Source organism: Microcoleus sp. Pol11C3, from assembly GCF_036701485.1.
Taxonomy (GTDB): Bacteria; Cyanobacteriota; Cyanobacteriia; order Cyanobacteriales; family Microcoleaceae; genus Microcoleus.
In genome coordinates this window covers 1-18,369 of the sequence record NZ_JAUBQW010000018.1, presented here as the reverse complement: position 1 = coordinate 18,369, position 18,369 = coordinate 1, and the positions used below count along the sequence as shown (strand labels likewise).

Genomic DNA, 18,369 nt, shown 5'->3' with positions numbered 1-18,369 from the left:
ATTGTCAGTAGTTTCCAGAATTCTGATTAAAGCTGCGATCGCTTGAGGATTTCCTGGGTCGATTTTCCCCAAACTCTTTGCCGCCCCCCAAGAGGTATGTTCATATTGGCAATTTTCAATAATTTCAATAAGTTCTGTAATAGCAAATTGTCGAATGGTTTCTGATATCGCCTTTCTCGCCTCTTCTGAAATCGGATCGAGATAAGTTACCCATTCCTGTTTTTCAATATTGAAATAACCAAATCCCCACTTCACCACCTGCTTAACAATCACAGCAGCTAGGGAACAAGCCTTAAATTCATTAATTGCGGTGGCTGCCAGAAAATAGGCTTGATATCGATAAAAATCTTCACATCCATCTCTCAACTCAACTAACGCCCGAATAAACTCCTCTTTTTTATCACTTGCAACATCCCCACCCCCCAACCACAACAAAATCACCTGCTTCCACTGCGCTTCAAAGATCCGATATTCCTTTCCCGTCACCGGAAAATTAATATGATTCCGAGGTAAAAAATAATCCCAATCATCCACCGCCAACGCTGCAAAATACTCCTGAAATGTGGCATGATAAAACACGCAAATTGCCTCTGGAAACCGTTCGACCCGATTCAACAACCCCAACCTCATCACTGCCTGAAAAATCGGACGACTTCCCAAAATCTTTAATACCCAACTTTCCCTCAGCCGTAACCGCGAAACCTCATCTTTCTGTTCCATCGCCGCCAACGCCAACCGCGCCAAGGCTGTATCAATTGCCTCCCGTTGGTCTGAAATCTCCTCATCCTCCTTCCAGTCATACACCCAATCGACAAACTGCCCGTATAACCCCGCCTGCGTTTCCGGTAAACCGCCCCTCGTCTGCCAAATTTGACACAACATCCACAACCGCAAGGGATTTTGAATCAACTTCTTGAGACGGAAATTTTCCGACTGCGCTAACGCCACCTCTAAATTCTCCCCCGTCGCTGCATCCCCCATCCCCACAAACCAACGGCGAATATACTTCTTCACCTGTTCCGGGTTAAACTCCAAATTGCGAAACACATCAAACCCGGAAAAAGCATTCTTATCCGCTTCCCAGACATTCACCCGACAAGTCACCACCACCCGCGCCGCTTGCACCCATCCCCCCAACAGTGCCGAAACATGGCGCATTTCCACCTTAGATGTCATTTCATCCAACCCATCCAACAATAACCAAATCCGGTGTTTCTGTTGGGTGAGTTCCTCAATCGTGAGGCTTTTACCTGTTTGTTTGAGCCAGATATCCTCGATATATTGGGTTATTGTCGGTTGGGTTAAATCTGCCAAAGATACCCAAATCGGCAATCCCAAATCTTGCTCTAAAATCCAATCGGCAATCTTCTGCAACCGCGTGGTTTTCCCCGCACCCGGTTCGCCAATAATCGCAATTTTGCGCCCTTGGCTAATTTCGCTTTGCCCTTGTCGCAACACATCCTCAAAAAAGCGTTCTTCAGCAATGGGGATGAGTTTTTCTTCTTCCTTTTCTTCTGGCCGATCCCTTGAGGGAGGTTTGGACGGTTTGCGTTCAACAATCGCTAAGGGAACATAAATCTCATCCAGTTGCGGTGTCATCCCGTTGGCGTTGGTAAAGGGGTTGGTGGTGAGTTGCTTTTGTGCCGCGAGGTTTTGACGGCAGATTTCTTGCCATTCCTCGATGGGAAGAAACTTTACCCGATTCCCTGCGGGTGACTCTAGTCAAAATGTCCCACCAATAATTGTGTTGCCCTGGAAGACGTTTTTAATGTTATCTGCTAACTTTTGAGCATTGTAAACTGTGGGTTGCTGAGAGATAAAGTTAGAGAGCTTGGGATTGGGATCGGTTTGAGCCGCTGCAACTAACTCTTGAAGTAGTTTAGCAAATTGAGGATCGCGATCGGCTTCGATTTTTAAAGTTTCTACTGTTTTAGCATAGTCTAATTCTGCTGGAGCAAATTCAATCGCAGTAACCGTCTCAGGTGACTTATTCCGCAGTGAAGCAAGAACTTTACCACTTCGCTCAATGACTGTTTCTCCCAGTTTTTCTCCGGCTTTTTCTAATGCTTTGGTACTCAGAATAGTGGAAATTGCCAAAGCTGCTGCTAGTAGTGGTTCCATGAGTTAAGCCTTTTTGTGTCTGCATACTGAATATTTTACTGTCTTTTGTGCAATTCGGCGGATGCGAAGCTTGTTAGAAGCATTAATTCTGTTATATTGTTTTCGGATGCGCTGGCGATCGCCAATTAAAACATTCTGACGATCGTACTCCTGGAGGCAGAAACCGGGTTTTTCACCGAAATACTGCATCCGGGCCTTTAACTGTCGTGAAAAACCCGGTTTCTTTGGTATTTATGGGTAAGCCCTAAATGATACAGAAAGGACGATCGCACTTCACAAAAAAAGTGCGCTCGCCCTTTTCACAACCTACTCATTGGGGTTGTTTCTGTTTTTCGGCTTCTTTAGCTTTAGCTTCAGACCATTTTTGGTATTTAGCCGTATTAGCCGCGATCATTTGACACATTTCTCTAGCCTTCTGTTCGGTGTCTCTTGCTAATTCCAGAATTTCTAGCAGTTCCGTGTCATCTAGTTCTTTTTGTGTCATTGCAAATTCTCCAAACGGGCTTTAACACTACTAACTCTTATTTTAGTTTCCAGCACTCGACCTAGCTCCATTGCCAAGTCTTCCCCTACCTCTTCTATTCTCTCATTTGTCAGGACTTCAACTGCTGAGAGATACTCTATGCGATCCTGAATTTGTGTTTTGGACGTGTCTGCGAAAAATATACAGGTGTTTAAAAATCCCGAAAGCTGAATCACCGTAAAATTGTTTGGAAAGCTCTCTAGGATAGCTCTACAAATATTTAGTCCCTCAACTGCTTCCTGCTCAATTTGAGTTAGCTCCTGCTTTATACGCTCAACTAGAACGGTTATTTCTGATGGAATTGACCTATGATACTACTTACCATTGATTATAGTATTTGTCAAGAAAAGTAGCGATTTCAGCTTGACAAATAACGATCGCTCTTCAATGAGACAGAAAGGACGATCGCACTTCACAAAAAAAGTGCGATCGCCCTCAACAATTATTCTTTCCAGTAACGGGTTAAAATCCGAATTACCTCACCCGCTATCGGCGATGGTAGAGGCGGGCTCCATTCCCCAACTTCTGCAAAACCTAAAATGTGCAACAGATTAACGATGCTGTCTACCGCTTTGGGAACGCCACACAACAGCAAACGAATCGGTTGCTTCCCTTGAGGTACATCAGGAATTTCTTCCCGGAGCAGTTCGGGAACTGACTTTGGCGGTGATATCATAGAGTTTCCTCCTAAATATGGGAGTTCAAGCCCCCACCGAAGGATTGCGAGTCTGACCGGTGGGGGTTTTGTGTTTGACTATTTACACGGTATCACACCGTGTGTCACTATGCAAGAGGCGTACAAAGAAAGTACGATCGATGTATGAAGTAAATTCCCAGTTGCCTAACTTGCCAGCAAAAAACCTAAAACGAGTCACCAGCTACGTTCCTCCAAACGCCTATAACGTCTTGGAAGATTGGGCCAAGAAAGAAGACCGGACAGTCAGCAATCTCGTAAGTCGGATTGTCTCTGAAGCTGTAGATGCTTACTTAACTAAAAAGACTACAGAAGATGAACCCAGCAGCAATTAACCTTTGATCTCTACGCTGATGGGTCATTCTCAACTGCCAACCTGTCGGGCCGTTTATTTTGTGTTGGAGGTGGGTTTTGTTTTTCCTCTAACCCGAAACCTGATCCAAAGGGTCAAATTCAGCAACCTGTTTTTGACCAATAGATGTAATTGCTAAGACTAAAACACTTAACGTCAGGCCTAAAATCGCATAACTCGGTAGTGAAAAAATAGTTACTTTAAACAAATAAGGCAATTCCCCCCCCTTCCAGTTCCACCGCTTTCCTAGAAACACCAACAGCCCGCCATGAATCACAGCGGTTTGCACCATGACACAGCCAACGCCCAATAACCAAACCGACATTCTTTGCCTAGAGAAAGCACAATTTTTAATCTGAAAACATAAATCATTCAGCAAAAAAACCACCGCCGGTGCTAACATCACAGAACTGGTAGGCTGAGAATAATTGATAGCAATACTCAAAGTAGAAATTAGCACCATTTCAGATAAGTCAACCTTTTTTGACCAAGCATTGCGAGATTGTTTTTTGTAAAAATACCAACTCACTAAACCAACTAGCAGCAGAACAATCAAGTCAGAAAATAGCTTCGCCACCAAGGGACTATCCGGGAAAAATCTCGGCCCCATAACCCTTAAATCAAGGCGACTCATAGAAATATAAGCATTATTCGATGGATCGTTGAGCCAGAGTGGAAATCCACGAGTCGCATCCTGTATAAATCCTGTTAAAGAATTGCCCGTTACAGCTAGACCTATAACTGCCAAACAAGTTACCGTGACTATAGATATAAAAACTAGCTGAAACCGTCTTTTGATTAAAAAATAAGGAATAAACAATATAACTAAAGTTGGTTTAAAAAGGGCAACCCCTAATAAAAATCCTGCAATTACATCCCGATATTTTCTAGCATAAATAAACATCCATAACAGCATAACGGCAATAAAAGTTGCCACATTGCCAACTTGAAGATCGAAGACAAAACCGTAGAGGAATGCAACTGATATACTACAAATAGTCCGAAAAGCTCGTGAGTGCGACACTAACAAGATATTCGCTCCCCATAAAACAAAACCTGTGGCAATAAGATGCAGCCAAGTCCAGATTGTAAATGCAGTCTTCATCGGGAAATAGCCCACAAACCACAGCGGAGGAATGATATTAGGTGGATAAACAAAAGAAGGAATAAACCCACACACTTTAGTGATGCTACAGAAACCGATGTTAAACACCTCCACATTAAAGGGACTCAAATGCTGATGGGCTAATCTACTCGCTACATAAAACCACTTAAAATCCCAGTAAGGCGGATCCGGTCGATTAGTCAGATTGTAAACCAACCAACCCGTATAACAGAGAAATCGGGTGAGAACTAATACAATAACTGCTTGCCAAATAAAGTTAACAATAGGTTGACGAAAAAACTGAGTCAACCTTTGGATCGAAGGATGTTTTAAAAACAAAGAATCTTGCCATGCTGTTTTTTCGCTATCTAATCGCCAATTAAATTTGAGAAACAAAGCGACTGTAATTAGAATTATTACATTCCAAAATCCCAAGCTAATCATAAAAAATAAATTTAATAAATTTACTGTTTAGACATCTTGCAAAAGTCAAAAACTCACCCCCCTCAGTCCCCCCTTAGTAAGGGGGGAAGCAAGAAAAATTAGGCTCCCTCCCCTTACTAAGGGGAGGGTTGGGGAGGGGTTTCAGCATTTTTGCAAGAGGTCTTTTGATAATATCACAACCAGAAATCATCAACTAAAAATCAGCATTTTACCTAAAATATTGACTTTTGTTCCCCGTTTCAACCTAACTCTCTTTTCTCTCTTTTCTCTGCGTCCTCTGCGCCCTCTGCGGTTAGAAAAAAAAATCTTATTCACAAACGAAATAGCATTGCCATCCAAAAGCCCGATCGCACTTGTGCGCCTTATAACCCTGTTCACCCCCAAACATATGCGTTACCCTAGTTGACTACAACTTGTACCGCACTCCCCAACTAAATTCATGCTTCCCCGCATCAAAGAAATAGCCGCCACCCTAGCACCCCGCTTAATAGAAATTCGCCGGCACATCCACTCCCACCCCGAACTCAGCGGCCAAGAATATCAAACCGCCGCCTACGTAGCCGGAGTTCTCGCATCCAGCGGAGTCCGCGCGATCGAAGGAATCGGCAAAACAGGAGTGCTCGGCGAACTCAAAGGCAACAGCAGCGAGTCCCGGTGGCTGGCAATTCGCACCGATATGGACGCTTTACCGATTCAAGAACGCACAAACTTAGAATTTGCCTCCCGCAACGAGGGAGTCATGCACGCCTGCGGCCACGACATCCACACCACCGTCGGTTTGGGCGCAGCAATGATATTGTCTCAGCTAGAAGAAAAATTGCCCGGTCACGTCCGCTTCTTGTTTCAGCCTGCAGAAGAGATTGCCCAAGGTGCTCACTGGATGATTAAAGACGGGGCGATGGAAGATGTTGACGCCATCCTCGGAGTGCACGTTTTTCCGACCATTCCCGGCGGTTGCGTCGGTATCCGCCACGGGGCACTGACGGCGGCGGCAGATGACCTAGAATTGATTGTGATCGGCGAATCCGGCCACGGTGCGCGTCCCCACGAGGCGATCGACGCAATTTGGATAGCTTCTCAGATAATTACCACCTTGCAGCAGGCAATTAGCCGCACCCAAAATCCTTTGAGGCCCGTGGTTTTGACGATCGGGCAAATTAACGGCGGACGAGCGCCGAACGTGATTGCCGATCGAGTAAAATTATTGGGAACCGTGCGATCGCTGCATCCGCAAACCCACGAAGAACTGCCGGCTTGGATCGAACAAATTGTTTCTAGTGTTTGCGGGACTTACGGCGCTAAGTACGAACTCACCTACAAACGCGGCGTGCCCGGAGTCCAAAACGACCCAAAACTCACTCAATTAGTCGAAACTGCGGCTTTAGAAGCTTTAGGGCGATCGCGCGTCCAAATTTTACCAGAACCATCCCTCGGCGCGGAAGATTTTTCAATGTATTTAGAACACGCACCGGGAACCATGTTTCGCTTAGGAGTGGGACTGACTGACAAACCGAATTATCCCCTCCACCATCCGCAATTTGAGGTCGATGAAGCAGCTATAGTTACGGGCGCTGTCACCTTGGCCTATGCCGCCTATCAATATTGGAAACAGCATCCAGGTTCACACTAATAGTCTTCGACGTATGGGTGGTCAGCTAACTAACCGTAGGGTGCTTACCCGGAAAATAGTTTTGTCTCTGGTAAAAACATTCAGGCGTGACCCACCCTACAATAACTACAAAAACTAATTTAGAAAATTTTATGAACCTAGATTTCGATCGATTCTGCGACGCCTGCAACCCCAGTCACTCCCTGATATTGGCCAATGCCGAAGATCAGCGCTACTACATTGATTTTGCTGAGGTGCGCGGCGAAAAAGTTATTACCACACTTAAACGGACAATTACCCGTCTGGCACGAGATAAACCGACTTGCCAATTGTTTACCGGACATATTGGTTGTGGCAAGTCTACTGAATTGTCGCGACTGGAAAAAGAGTTGACAGATCAGGGATTTCATGTAGTTTACTTCGAGTCAACACAAGACCTCGATGAAATGGATCTCGATTTGACAGATATCATGTTAGCGATCGCGCGGCGAGTCAGTCAAAGTTTGGAAGAGGGCAACATTTCCTTGCAGCCCCAGGGTTTTAAAGAATTCTTAAAAAACAGTTGGAATTTTTTACAGACTCCTGTGACTTTAGAAGCTGAAGGAGAACTTTTTGGCAGTAAATATAAGGGCAATACAGACGGAAATCTGGAAGTCTCTCTGCCTTTAGGCATTGCCAAAATCACTGCTAAAACCAAAAGCAATCCCGACTTGCGTTCTAAACTGAGACAGTACATGGAACCGCAAGCGAATAAAATGTTAGAACTGATTAATCAAGAAATTATTGATGTAGCAATTAATCAGTTAAAGCAGCGCGGTAAAAAAGGATTAGTGGTGATTGTCGATAACTTAGACCGGATAGTTTCTCGACCCAATGCAGCCGGGCGACCGTTGCCAGAATATATCTTTATTGACCGGGGAGATCAGTTGCGAAAACTGAATTGTCATTTAGTTTATACGCTGCCGTTGGAATTGATTTTTGGCAATGAAAGTGAAATTTTGAAAAATCGCTTGGGGGGCGGAGTTGACCCAAAAGTTTTGCCGATGGTACCAGTAAAAAACAAAGACGGTAGTGAATGTGTTGAGGGCATGAATTTGTTGCGGCGCATGGTGATGTCGCGGGCTTTTCCTGATGTGGTGTTGCCAGAGGAAAATATCGCATTAATTACCGAGGTTTTTGACACTCCTGAAACTTTAGATAGATTGTGCCGAGTTAGTGGAGGTCATTTGCGAAACTTGATGGGGATGCTGTTTGGTTGCTTGCAGCAAGATGACCCTCCAATTTCCCAAGATGTGTTGCAATCGGTGATTCGGAATTCCCGCGACAGTCTGAGTCGCGGCATTGATAATGATGAGTGGGAATTACTCTTTAAGGTGGTGAAAGAACAAAGGATTAATGGAGATCGAGAATACCAAGATTTGCTGCGAAATCTGTGGGTTTTTGAATATGTAGACAGTCAAGGAAATTGGTTTGCGCTGAATCCGCTGTTGATGGAAACTGACAAATTCAAGCTGTGGCAGCAGCAAAATTGTTAAGGTTATGGTAAACTCAAATCTAGCACAAGATATTGCAGCAGAAAACGAGCGATCGCTCTCTACTTTAGTACGGACAATCGCCCGCTTTCAAGGAAGTTTTTCTTTAACTATAGTGCGCTGCAATTATGCTACTTTGCGTTCGGAAATGCTGGAAAAATTGCGCGCGCGATCGACTGTTGAATATCAAGAATTAGTCCTCGAACCTGCGACCAAAACACTTTATCAAACCATTCTCAATGCCGTCCAAGAGCACCCACCGAAAGCTTTAATAGTTTTCGGTATAGAATCGGTGGTGGCGATTGATGACCTGCTAGCGGGGGCTAATCGAGCGCGAGACCAATTCAAACAAGATTTGGCTTTTCCGTTGATATTATGGGTGACGGATGCTGTACTGTCTAAATTTAGTCGATCGGCAAATGATCTGAAGTCTTGGGCTCCTTCTCCAATTCAGTTTACTATGCCCCCCGATGATTTGATGAATTTGTTGCGGCAAAAAGCAGACCAAGCTTTTGCGAATGTTGATGACTTCAAATTAGATGACTGTGAAATTGAGTCGCTGGAGAATGGCCTGCCAAGTTTGGGAGAAGAATTAGACTGGGAACTGCAATCTAGTTTGAAATTTCTTCGGGGTTTAGTTGAATATCAGAAAAATCAAATAGATTTAGCACTAGAACATTATCAGCAAAGTTTGGCATTTTGGCAGCAAAATCCCCAGTGGGAAAGGCAAGGAATTGTCTGCCAGAAAATTGCCCAAGCTTACAACCGCAAAGCTGAATTGCACCGGGCTGAAAGTCAAGATTATTGGCAAGAATCTAGAAAGTATTTGCAGCAATCTCTGGAGAGTTTTGAGCAAGCACAGCAAGATGATTTAGCTGCCAAATGTATTAGCGAACTCGGCGAAGTTCTGCGACTTTTACAAAATTGGGAACAGTTACAAAAATTAGCTATTAAAGCCTTAACAATGCACATGACTTGCGGGACTGCGAGTCAAGTAGCTGAAGATTACGGATTTTTGGCTGAGGTGGCGCTGCAAGGTTTTCAGTGGGAAAAAGTTTGCGAATTAACTAAATTAGCACTATCGGTTTTAGAACAAGCAGGAGTATCTCAACAAGAGAATGGTTTGTATCTGTTACTTTGGGCAAAAGCGCAGCGAAATCTCAGTCAACAGTCGGAGGCTGTTAAGAACTTAGAAGCGGCTAAAGACAATACGCAGCCTCAAGATGACGTGCAGCTTTATCTGAGGATTTTAGAAGAGTTGAGAACGCTCTATTTTGAGCAAAGCGAATATTTAAAAGCATTTCACATTAAACTCGAACAACAAGCAGTTAAAAGCAAATATCGATTGCAAGCTTTTATCGGTGCCAGCCGCTTGCAGTCGCCGCAACCAATAATTGACAGCGGTTTAGAATCCGGTAAGTCAAAAGCTGAAATTATTGAGGAAATTGAAGCAGCTTCTGGGCGATCTCGCGATATTAAAGAGATAAGTCAACGGATACGTACACCTGCTTGCAAGCTGACGATCGTTCACGGACAATCTGGGGTAGGAAAAAGTTCGATTATTCAGGCATGGTTAGTTCCGGCACTGCAACTGACAACTTTTGAAGCGCGGGACATATTGCCTATTTTATTGCAATCATATCATGATTGGGTGAGGGATTGCGGTGAGTGTTTGAAAGCAGGAATTGAACAATTAAAAGGTGTGAATTTGCCAGGGGCGATCGACACCCCAACAGCTATTTTAAAAGAGTTGCGACTGAATCAAAACCGTAATTTATTAACTGTATTAATCTTTGACCAGTTTGAGGAATTTTTCTTTGCTTATCGAGATCCAATTGGTAGGCAAAAGTTATATGATTTTCTGGCTGAATGTTTAAATCAGATTAGCGACCTCAAAATTATCCTGTCGCTGCGGGAAGATTATCTTTTCTACTTGTTAGAGTTCAATCGCGCTACCAATTTATCAATTATTGATAACGACATTCTCACGAAAAAAATCTGCTATTACGTGGGAAATTTCTCAATTTCAGATGCGAAAGCTATTGTTCAAACTTTAACAAAAAAATCTCAATTTTACTTGGACGATGATTTGGCAAACGCACTGGTAGCAGATTTAGCAGGTGAAGTGGGAGAAGTGCGGCCGATCGAACTTCAAGTCGTGGGAATGCAACTGGAAAAAAGGCAGATTACTCGACTGACTGAATATCAGCAACTTGGCGATGAGGCTAAGGTCAAACTGGTTGAGGAATTTTTAGCAGAAGTAATCGCAGACTGCGGCCAGGAGAATAAAGATATTGCCGAACTTGTCTTGTACTTGCTGACGGATGAAAACAACACTCGTCCTCAGAAAACTCTGGCTGAGTTAGCAGCAGATTTAGGAAGCGAGTCAGAAACATTAGAGTTGGTTATCGAGATTGTCGTTAAATCGGGATTGGTGTTAGAAGTCCCAGCAACTCCGATTGAACGCTACCAACTTGTCCACGATTATTTAGTGCCTTTCATCCGCAAACAGCGCGGTGCGGAATTACTAGAATTACGCCAAAAACTCAAGCAGACTGAAACAGAAAATCAGATATTAGCAGAAGCGCGGCAGAAAGCAGAACAGTTGTTAGCAACAGCACAGAAATTGACCGAATTAGAGCGCGCTGCAAGTGATTCTTTGAGACTGTTTGAGTTGCACAATAACCAAATAGATGGTTTAATCTCAGCCGTGAAGGCTGGGAAAGAACTGAAAGCTACAGTCAAAGACGTTCGTTCTCTTGCAGATTACCCGATATCTACTCCCCAGATTGTCCTCAACCAGATTCTCGACAACATCCAAGAACAAAATCGGTTTAAAGGACATCAAGATAGGGTATGGAGTGTCAGTTTTAGTCCTGACGGCAAATACATCGCTACGGCATCATCGGACAATACAGCAAGGTTGTGGGATTTAACAGGCAAGCTGATACAAGAATTTAAAGGACATCAAAAGGGGGTATTGAGTGTCAGTTTTAGTCCTGACGGCAAATACATCGCTACGGCATCATGGGACAATACAGCAAGGTTGTGGGATTTAACAGGCAAGGTGATACAAGAATTTAAAGGACATCAAGATTCGGTATGGAGTGTCAGTTTTAGTCCTGACGGCAAATACATCGCTACGGCATCATCGGACAAAACAGCCCGGTTGTGGGATTTAACAGGCAAGCTGATACAAGAATTTAAACGACATCCAGATAGGGTATCGAGTGTCAGTTTTAGTCCTGACGGCAAATACATCGCTACGGCATCAGGGGACAATACAGCCCGGTTGTGGGATTTAACAGGCAAGCTGATACAAGAATTTAAAGGACATCGAGATTTAGTAATAAGTGTCAGTTTTAGTCCTGACGGCAAATACATCGCTACGGCATCATCGGACAAAACAACAAGGTTGTGGGATTTAACAGGCAAGCTGATACAAGAATTTAAACGACATCCAGGTAGGGTATCGAGTGTCAGTTTTAGTCCTGACGGCAAATATATCGCTACGGCATCAGCGGACAATACAGCCCGGTTGTGGGATTTAACAGGCAAGCTGATACAAGAATTTAAAGGACATCAAGATTGGGTAAATAGTGTCATTTTTAGTCCTGACGGCAAATACCTCGCTACTGCATCAGGGGACAATACAGCCCGGTTGTGGGATTTAACAGGCAAGCTGATACAAGAATTTAAAGGACATCAAGCTTGGGTAAATAGTGTCAGTTTTAGTCCTGACGGCAAATACATCGCTACGGCATCATCGGACAATACAGCCCGGTTGTGGGATATCACAGGCAAGCTGATACAAGAATTTAAAGGACATCCAGGTAGGGTATGGAGTGTCAGTTTTAGTCCTGACGGCAAATACATCGCTACGGCATCATCGGACAATACAGCAAGGTTGTGGGATTTAACAGGCAAGCTGATACAAGAATTTAAAGGACATCAAGGTAGGGTAAATAGTGTCAGTTTTAGTCCTGACGGCAAATATATTGCTACGGCATCATGGGACAAAACAGCAAGGTTGTGGGATTTAACAGGCAAGCTGATACAAGAATTTAAAGGACATCAGGAGGGGGTAAATAGTGTCCGTTTTAGTCCCGACGGCAAATACATCGCTACGGCATCAGGGGACAATACAGCCCGGTTGTGGCAAATCAGAAGTTTAGATGAAATGCTGGTGCAAGGCTGCGATTGGCTGCACGACTATTTGCAGAATAATGCTGATGAAAGCGATAAACACCTCTGCGATGAGATTAGTGCTCAGAAAAAATAATTAGCCAATCAGTCGGTAGGTGCAAATAAACCTTAGCGTTTAACAGAATGTAAAGCATCGCAACTTTTGCGAGTGCTGCGTTTCATATCAAATCCGGTAGCATCGGAATTAATATTACCCACAGCCAGGACACCGCCAGTGCCTTTCGTCGTGTCAACTTAAGCTTTTTGTCCGCCAGTCTTCCCGCCCACCCGGCAGTCCGCCAGGGAATTCAACCCCTGTCGGACTATCGGTTTAACGAACCAAACCACCTTATCTTCCGGAATTCCCCTGTAGCAGCGGCCAAATGTGCTAACGTACAGTGAAAAATCCCCAAATTTCAACTATCGGGAGACAGACAACCGTGTTCGCTCAAGCACCTCCAACTCCCAATTACAAATGGTTTAGCTGCGTTTCTAGCACTGTTTTCGCCGCATTGTGCCTGTTGCCCCTTTTCATTGCTGCGGGATACGCCCAAACTCCCCAAAATCGACCCATCAAAATCGGCGTGGTGCAGCGGTTTGGCACTAAAGCAACCGATAAACTGACGCTGAAAGCATTACCGGGCGACAGCTTAACATTAATTTACAAAACTCCTCAAGGCACAGAAACCAAAACTACTGCCAGCATCAAGCTAGAAATAGCTAATAAACCTCTGGAATCGCCATTAGTAGAAGAACGAGTTGTTCTGAGTTCCCACCGCAGTTTTGAGAGTGCAGAAGATAGCGCCAATCAGTGGCGGGCTAAGGGAATTGATGTAGAAATTGCTCAACCTTTGCGCTGGCAAGTTTGGGCAAAAAGAGATGTTTATAACTCTCCTATAGTGCGGCGCTGGCTGTTGCAAAGCTTGCAAGCTCAAGGGAACACAACAGCTTTTTTGGATTCCAAAGTTATCAAACAAATACCCCAGGCATTTTGGGTTTTAAATGGCTTTCGTTTCAACCGCAATGAGTTGGATGTGACGGCGGGGAAAAATGTGATTGAGGTATTAGAACAAACCACTCAAGAGGCGACAGCTACTGAACCAGAAAAAGCGATTCAACAAACTCGCCGTTATGGTGGCAATTTGCGCCTGCAAAAAAATTCTTACGGCACTTATACTTTAGTCAATGAAGTGCCGACGGAAACTTATTTGCGGGGTGTTGTTCCTCACGAAATTGGGGCTTTTTCGCCTTACGCTTCGATTGTCGCTCAAACTATTTTGGCGAGAACCTACGCCCTGAGAAATTTGCGCCGGTTTGCTGTGGATAATTATGAGTTGTGCGCTGATATTAACTGCCAAGTTTATCTAGGTTTGACTGAGGTTTACCCGCAAAGTGATAAGGCGATCGCCCAAACGAGCGGTTTGGTTCTAACTTACGAAAATCAGCTAGTAGACGCGCTTTATTCCGCGTCTAGCGGCGGCGTGACAGCCTCTTTTAACGATGTGTGGCAGGGCGCGGAACGTCCATATTTGCGATCGATCGTCGATTCGCCTAATAATATTTGGGATTTGTCAAAGCAGAGTTTGTCTGACGAAAACAATTTCCGCCGCTTTATGACTCTGAAAACAGGGTTTAATGAGGAAAAAGAACAAACGTTTCGGTGGCGCGAACAAGCTTCCTTGACGGCGATTGGTGGATTTCTCAAACAGTATCTTCAGAAAAAACAGCACCCCCTGGCTAATTTTAAAACTGTCAGTCAGGTGGAAGTGACGGAAAGGTCAGCCGCAGGTCGAGTTTTGAAAATGAAGGTTCAAACCGACTTGGGCCCGATTGATATCGACAAAGACGAGATTCGCAATGCTTTTTACCCGCCGATTAGCACGCTTTTTTACCTCGAACCAATTTACAATCCCGACAAAACTCTCAACGGTTATGCTTTTGTCGGAGGCGGTTTCGGACACGGGGTGGGAATGAGTCAGACTGGCTCTTACAATTTAGCTAATTTGGGCTGGAGTGGCGATCGAATTCTGGGCTTTTATTTTCCCGGCGCTCAAGTTGTACCTCTGAGCGATGCAATTACATTTTGGCGCGAATAGTCGATCGAAGTCGGCCTAAGAGTCGGCGATTTAATTCGCCACTAAACAAACAAAGTCCGCGCAACGCGAGACTAAATATTAGCCGTAAAACTTTTAGATTTTAGACTTGGGATTCTAGATTGGTTTCACAGTTAATCTAAAATCGGCCATCTAAAATCTAAAATTATTGGGTCAGCTATCTGCTCAAACAGCTACGAATTCATAGATGGGATTGACAGATTGCTGGCGGCTTTGTTGCAATGTTAGACACAGAAACCCGGTTTCTTAACATAATTGCGCTATTTCAGCTTAATTTTGGAAACGAGAAACCGGGTTTCTTAGGGTATCACGCAGAGCGTCCTTTCTTAGTAGAGCGATTCTTCTTGGTGAGTTTCGATCGTACAGTCAGACTTGGGATAGGCGACGCAGGTGAGGACAAATCCGGCCTCGATTTGGTCGTCGTCCAAGAAAGATTGGTCGGATTGGTCAATTTCGCCTTTGGTGATTTTGCCGGCGCAGGTGGAGCAAGCTCCAGCGCGGCAAGAGTAGGGGAGGTCGAGTCCTGCTTCTTCCGCAGCATCAAGAATGTAAGTATCGTCCTCAACGTCAATGGTCTGGTTAATTCCTTCGGCTTCGCTGACGAGGGTAACTTTGTAAGTTGCCATGCACTAAATCCTCTCAAAAATTCAACAAGATTGATAATTTTTCCTAATGCAACCTTCAAGGCTCTATTAGCTTTGAGGTTAGGTCTTAGGTTCGTTCCCTCTATGATAGTAGGGGAAAGAAGCAAGGTTGCAACACTTATTTACAAAAAATTTGAATGGGATTAGTTATAACTTTTTCTAATTTCATCTTTATTACTTATACCTATGTTGGCTTCAGCCGTGTGATACTGTTGCCGCAAGACTTGCGCTAAACAAGCCGGTTTCTGGGAAAAATCTTGTTTTGATCCGTACAGCACAAAAACCAGGTTGTTGGTATGCGGTGTCTCGATCGAGTTTCAGCAAGACTGGCTGCAAGGCAAGTCCCTGCAGGCAGTCAAATGTATAGTTAGATCGCATCAAGACTTAGGTGTTGAAGGCTCGATCGAATAAATCGCACCACAACCACAGCTTAAAATCGGGGCGATGGAACCCTAAACCCCTGCACCGCAAGTCTGTAACTATCTAAAATCTCAAATCTCAAATCCCATGACTAATATTGATACTCGCTCTGTTTTTTCGATTAATTCTCCAATTCGCGTGGGGATTGTGGGTACTGGTTTTGCCGCTAAGTTGAGGGCCGAGACAATTCAAGCTGATGGGCGATCGAACTTAGTAGCGGTTGCGGGCCACACCCCGGATAAAATCGCAGCATTTTGTCAAGGATTCGGGGCAGAAGTTGCGGTTTCTTGGCGCAAGCTGGTAGAAAGAGACGATTTAGATTTGGTGATTGTCTGTACGGTGAATCGGGATCACGGGGCGATCGTCCAGGCCGCGTTAGAAAATGACAAGCACGTTGTGGTCGAATATCCTCTATCTTTAGACGTATCTGAAGCAGAAAGGGCGATCGAACTTGCCGCCCAAAAGCAAAAACTCCTTCACATCGAACACATCGAACTGTTAGGCGGTTTGCACCAAGCAATCAAAGAATCTTTGCCATTAATCGGTAAAGTTTTTTACGCCCGCTATGTTACTATTGCTCCTCAACGTTCCGTACCGCAGCGGTGGACTTTTCAACACTCGCTATTTGGGTTTCCCTTAGTTGGTGCAATTTCGCGACTACACCGATTTACAGATTTGTTTGGGGAAGTGACAAGCGTGAACTGTCAATCTCAATTTTGGGACACTCAGCCGGATTTCTACAAAGCTTGTTTGTGCAATGCACAGTTGCGCTTTGCCAATGGCATTGTGGCTGAAGCTGTTTATGGAAAAGGAGAGACTTTTTGGCAGTCGGAAAACGTTTTTACCATCTACGGAGAAGAAGGAACGCTGGTTTTCACTCCAGAATCCGGTCAATTAATTCAGGGAGAAAATCGGCGCACAATCAAAGTGGGAACGCGGCGCGGCTTGTTTGCCAAAGACACGGATATTGTGTTGGAATATTTGTCAAACGGTACGCCTTTGTACGTGAATAATGCCAGTAGTTTGTACGCTTTGAAGGTCGCCGATGCTGCGAGGCGATCGAGTGAGAGTGGGCAAAATGTAGCCATAAGGAGTGCGTAAGTTCTGGAATACTTTTTTATCTATTAGCCGACGCAGGCGAACTTCGTTTGACTCTTAAGCGGTTTCAACCGCCTCCTTCATAAAGGAAGTAAATAAATTTTAAATCGAGCGATACTGGAGAGTCAATGATATCCTACTGGAAAAATCTTCACTTGAATTCGGAAACTATCGGCTTAATCTACGGTTTTTTGGGCGTAGTTGGATTTAGCTTGACATTACCGGCAACCAGAGCCGCTGTGATAGATTTAGACCCGCTTTTTGTAGGTTTAGGACGTGGATTAGTAGCAGCTATACTAGCAGCCTTTACTCTGTGGATAACGCATCAACCCATTCCCTCAAAACAGCAACTTGGGAGTTTATTAGTTGTCGGATTGGGAGTTGTTTTGGGATTTCCGGTACTATCGGCTTGGGCAATGCAGCAAGTACCTGCCGCCCACGGTGCTGTGGTGTTAGGATTGTTGCCTTTAGCAACAGCGATAGCAGGGTTTTTGCGAGCTGGCGATCGCCCTGATTTCAGCTTTTGGATTGCTAGCATTATCGGTAGTACAACCGTTGTTGTGTTTGGGATTATTAGTGGTGCTGGACAGCTTCATCCCGCAGATTTAGCTTTGTTTGGAGCTGTAATTGCTGCAGCTTTTGGCTATGGTGAAGGTGGGCGGTTAGCTCCGATTTTAGGTGGATGGCAAGTTATAAGTTGGGCATTGGTGATTGTAGCTCCTTTCGAGGTGGTTCCAACAATACTTGTTGTATTAAAACAAGGGTTGATAGCTTCACCGATAGCCTGGTTCGGTTTTGCTTATGTAAGTGTTGTTAGCCAATTTATAGCATTTTTTGCCTGGTATCATGGTATGGCAATTGGTGGAGTTGCCCGGGTAGGCCAAATTCAGTTATTGCAACCATTTTTGACGCTCCTAGCTTCGGCAATTTTGCTTGGTGAAACTCTGGAGCCGATCGCCCTAGTCACGGCCTGTTTGGTTGTTGCTAGCGTAGCTGCAGGTAAAAAAGCATCAATTAAGCGGGCAGAAAATTTGTGAGGCGATAGACTCTATCTAATGACAGATGTAAAGCTTGGACTATTTCTCTTGAGTACTACTAATTAACTAAACCTTTAGGAACATACTAATGTTAGATATTGATGAAATGGGGCAAAAAGAAATACACGAACTCTTACACAAAGTAGGATACGGTCATCTGGGCTGCATACACGAAGGCAAGCCCTACGTGATACCAATGAATTATTATCTCGAAGAAGAGCAAATTTACCTGTTTAAGTAGTTAAGCAAAATTAATTACATAATTATCTCCAAATCCTTTAAGAATTTTTTCGACAGATGAAACAAGAGATGGCCAGCTAGAGTAGGCATCTATTTCGAGCCATTGATATTTGATAAACCGCCACAAGATCTCAATTAAATTCAATTCAGGTGAATAAGTAGGCAATTCAAATATAGTTAAACCGCGTTCTTTCCATTCTTCAATTTTTTCTAAAATAGCATTGCTAGTATGGATAGAAGCTTGATCTACT

At 44.2% G+C, this 18,369-nt stretch carries 15 protein-coding genes; 8 read left to right on the top strand and 7 right to left on the bottom strand.

Annotated elements, in window-relative coordinates:
- From QUA40_RS07015 to QUA40_RS07000, 4 genes are all read right to left on the bottom strand, one after another.
- On the bottom strand, positions 1-1,599 hold a 1,599-nt coding region (locus QUA40_RS07015; protein WP_333123240.1), incomplete at its 3' end, for an NACHT domain-containing protein.
- A gap of 123 nt (positions 1,600-1,722) precedes the next feature.
- Complete coding sequence (locus QUA40_RS07010) at positions 1,723-2,121, bottom strand: hypothetical protein (protein WP_333123238.1); 399 nt, start codon at positions 2,119-2,121, stop codon at positions 1,723-1,725.
- Between the two features lie 310 nt (positions 2,122-2,431).
- The gene (locus tag QUA40_RS07005) at positions 2,432-2,605 is read right to left on the bottom strand and encodes a hypothetical protein (protein ID WP_333123235.1); all 174 of its coding nucleotides are present in this window, start codon (positions 2,603-2,605) and stop codon (positions 2,432-2,434) included.
- 481 nt (positions 2,606-3,086) lie between these two features.
- Positions 3,087-3,320, bottom strand: a complete 234-nt coding sequence (locus QUA40_RS07000) for a hypothetical protein (RefSeq protein ID WP_333123232.1) — start codon at positions 3,318-3,320, stop codon at positions 3,087-3,089.
- 140 nt (positions 3,321-3,460) lie between these two features.
- On the opposite strand from QUA40_RS07000, the gene QUA40_RS06995 reads away from it, so the two are divergent.
- On the top strand, positions 3,461-3,673 hold the full coding sequence (locus QUA40_RS06995) for a ribbon-helix-helix domain-containing protein (RefSeq protein WP_333123229.1): 213 nt from the start codon (positions 3,461-3,463) through the stop codon (positions 3,671-3,673).
- 87 nt (positions 3,674-3,760) lie between these two features.
- On the opposite strand, the gene QUA40_RS06990 is transcribed toward QUA40_RS06995, so the two are convergent.
- Positions 3,761-5,239, bottom strand: coding sequence for a glycosyltransferase family 87 protein (locus tag QUA40_RS06990; RefSeq protein ID WP_333123228.1), 1,479 nt, complete (start codon positions 5,237-5,239; stop codon positions 3,761-3,763).
- Positions 5,240-5,678: 439 nt separating this feature from the next.
- On the opposite strand from QUA40_RS06990, the gene QUA40_RS06985 reads away from it, so the two are divergent.
- The 4 genes from QUA40_RS06985 (at position 5,679) to QUA40_RS06970 (ending at position 14,661) form a co-directional block, all read left to right on the top strand.
- A complete protein-coding gene (locus tag QUA40_RS06985; protein ID WP_333123226.1) occupies positions 5,679-6,869 on the top strand; it encodes a M20 family metallopeptidase in 1,191 nt (396 codons plus the stop codon).
- A gap of 131 nt (positions 6,870-7,000) precedes the next feature.
- Positions 7,001-8,383 carry an ATP-binding protein gene (locus QUA40_RS06980; protein ID WP_333123224.1) on the top strand — a complete coding sequence of 461 codons (1,383 nt, stop codon included), beginning with the start codon at positions 7,001-7,003 and terminating at the stop codon, positions 8,381-8,383.
- Positions 8,384-8,387: 4 nt separating this feature from the next.
- A complete protein-coding gene (locus QUA40_RS06975; protein WP_333123222.1) occupies positions 8,388-12,662 on the top strand; it encodes a WD40 domain-containing protein in 4,275 nt (1,424 codons plus the stop codon).
- A gap of 343 nt (positions 12,663-13,005) precedes the next feature.
- Positions 13,006-14,661: a SpoIID/LytB domain-containing protein gene (locus QUA40_RS06970; RefSeq protein WP_333123219.1), complete on the top strand. Its 1,656-nt coding sequence runs from the start codon at positions 13,006-13,008 to the stop codon at positions 14,659-14,661.
- A gap of 344 nt (positions 14,662-15,005) precedes the next feature.
- Here the strand turns inward: QUA40_RS06970 and QUA40_RS06965 are convergent, their stop codons facing one another.
- Entirely contained in the window at positions 15,006-15,305 is a 300-nt protein-coding gene (locus QUA40_RS06965) for a ferredoxin (protein ID WP_333123216.1), read from the bottom strand.
- A 525-nt stretch (positions 15,306-15,830) separates the two neighbouring features.
- Here QUA40_RS06965 and QUA40_RS06960 point away from each other — a divergent pair.
- From QUA40_RS06960 to QUA40_RS06950, 3 genes are all read left to right on the top strand, one after another.
- A complete protein-coding gene (locus QUA40_RS06960; RefSeq protein WP_333123214.1) occupies positions 15,831-16,844 on the top strand; it encodes a Gfo/Idh/MocA family oxidoreductase in 1,014 nt (337 codons plus the stop codon).
- 125 nt (positions 16,845-16,969) lie between these two features.
- Complete coding sequence (locus QUA40_RS06955; protein ID WP_333123211.1) at positions 16,970-17,878, top strand: DMT family transporter; 909 nt, start codon at positions 16,970-16,972, stop codon at positions 17,876-17,878.
- 88 nt (positions 17,879-17,966) lie between these two features.
- On the top strand, positions 17,967-18,119 hold the full coding sequence (locus tag QUA40_RS06950; RefSeq protein ID WP_333123209.1) for a pyridoxamine 5'-phosphate oxidase family protein: 153 nt from the start codon (positions 17,967-17,969) through the stop codon (positions 18,117-18,119).
- Here the strand turns inward: QUA40_RS06950 and QUA40_RS06945 are convergent.
- The coding region (locus QUA40_RS06945; RefSeq protein WP_333123207.1) for a transposase at positions 18,120-18,369 on the bottom strand (250 nt) is incomplete at its 5' end.

What these genes read in the sequence shown, in the direction of transcription:
- QUA40_RS06985 (WP_333123226.1), top strand. Translation starts at nt 5,679, where the DNA reads ATGCTTCCCCGCATCAAAGAAATAGCCGCCACCCTAGCACCCCGCTTA.
- QUA40_RS06995 (WP_333123229.1), top strand. Translation starts at nt 3,461, where the DNA reads ATGTATGAAGTAAATTCCCAGTTGCCTAACTTGCCAGCAAAAAACCTA.
- QUA40_RS06980 (WP_333123224.1), top strand. Translation starts at nt 7,001, where the DNA reads ATGAACCTAGATTTCGATCGATTCTGCGACGCCTGCAACCCCAGTCAC.
- QUA40_RS07010 (WP_333123238.1), bottom strand. Translation starts at nt 2,121, where the DNA reads ATGGAACCACTACTAGCAGCAGCTTTGGCAATTTCCACTATTCTGAGT.
- QUA40_RS06990 (WP_333123228.1), bottom strand. Translation starts at nt 5,239, where the DNA reads ATGATTAGCTTGGGATTTTGGAATGTAATAATTCTAATTACAGTCGCT.
- QUA40_RS06955 (WP_333123211.1), top strand. Translation starts at nt 16,970, where the DNA reads ATGATATCCTACTGGAAAAATCTTCACTTGAATTCGGAAACTATCGGC.
- QUA40_RS06975 (WP_333123222.1), top strand. Translation starts at nt 8,388, where the DNA reads ATGGTAAACTCAAATCTAGCACAAGATATTGCAGCAGAAAACGAGCGA.
- QUA40_RS06965 (WP_333123216.1), bottom strand. Translation starts at nt 15,305, where the DNA reads ATGGCAACTTACAAAGTTACCCTCGTCAGCGAAGCCGAAGGAATTAAC.
- QUA40_RS07005 (WP_333123235.1), bottom strand. Translation starts at nt 2,605, where the DNA reads ATGACACAAAAAGAACTAGATGACACGGAACTGCTAGAAATTCTGGAA.
- QUA40_RS06950 (WP_333123209.1), top strand. Translation starts at nt 17,967, where the DNA reads ATGTTAGATATTGATGAAATGGGGCAAAAAGAAATACACGAACTCTTA.
- QUA40_RS06960 (WP_333123214.1), top strand. Translation starts at nt 15,831, where the DNA reads ATGACTAATATTGATACTCGCTCTGTTTTTTCGATTAATTCTCCAATT.
- QUA40_RS07000 (WP_333123232.1), bottom strand. Translation starts at nt 3,320, where the DNA reads ATGATATCACCGCCAAAGTCAGTTCCCGAACTGCTCCGGGAAGAAATT.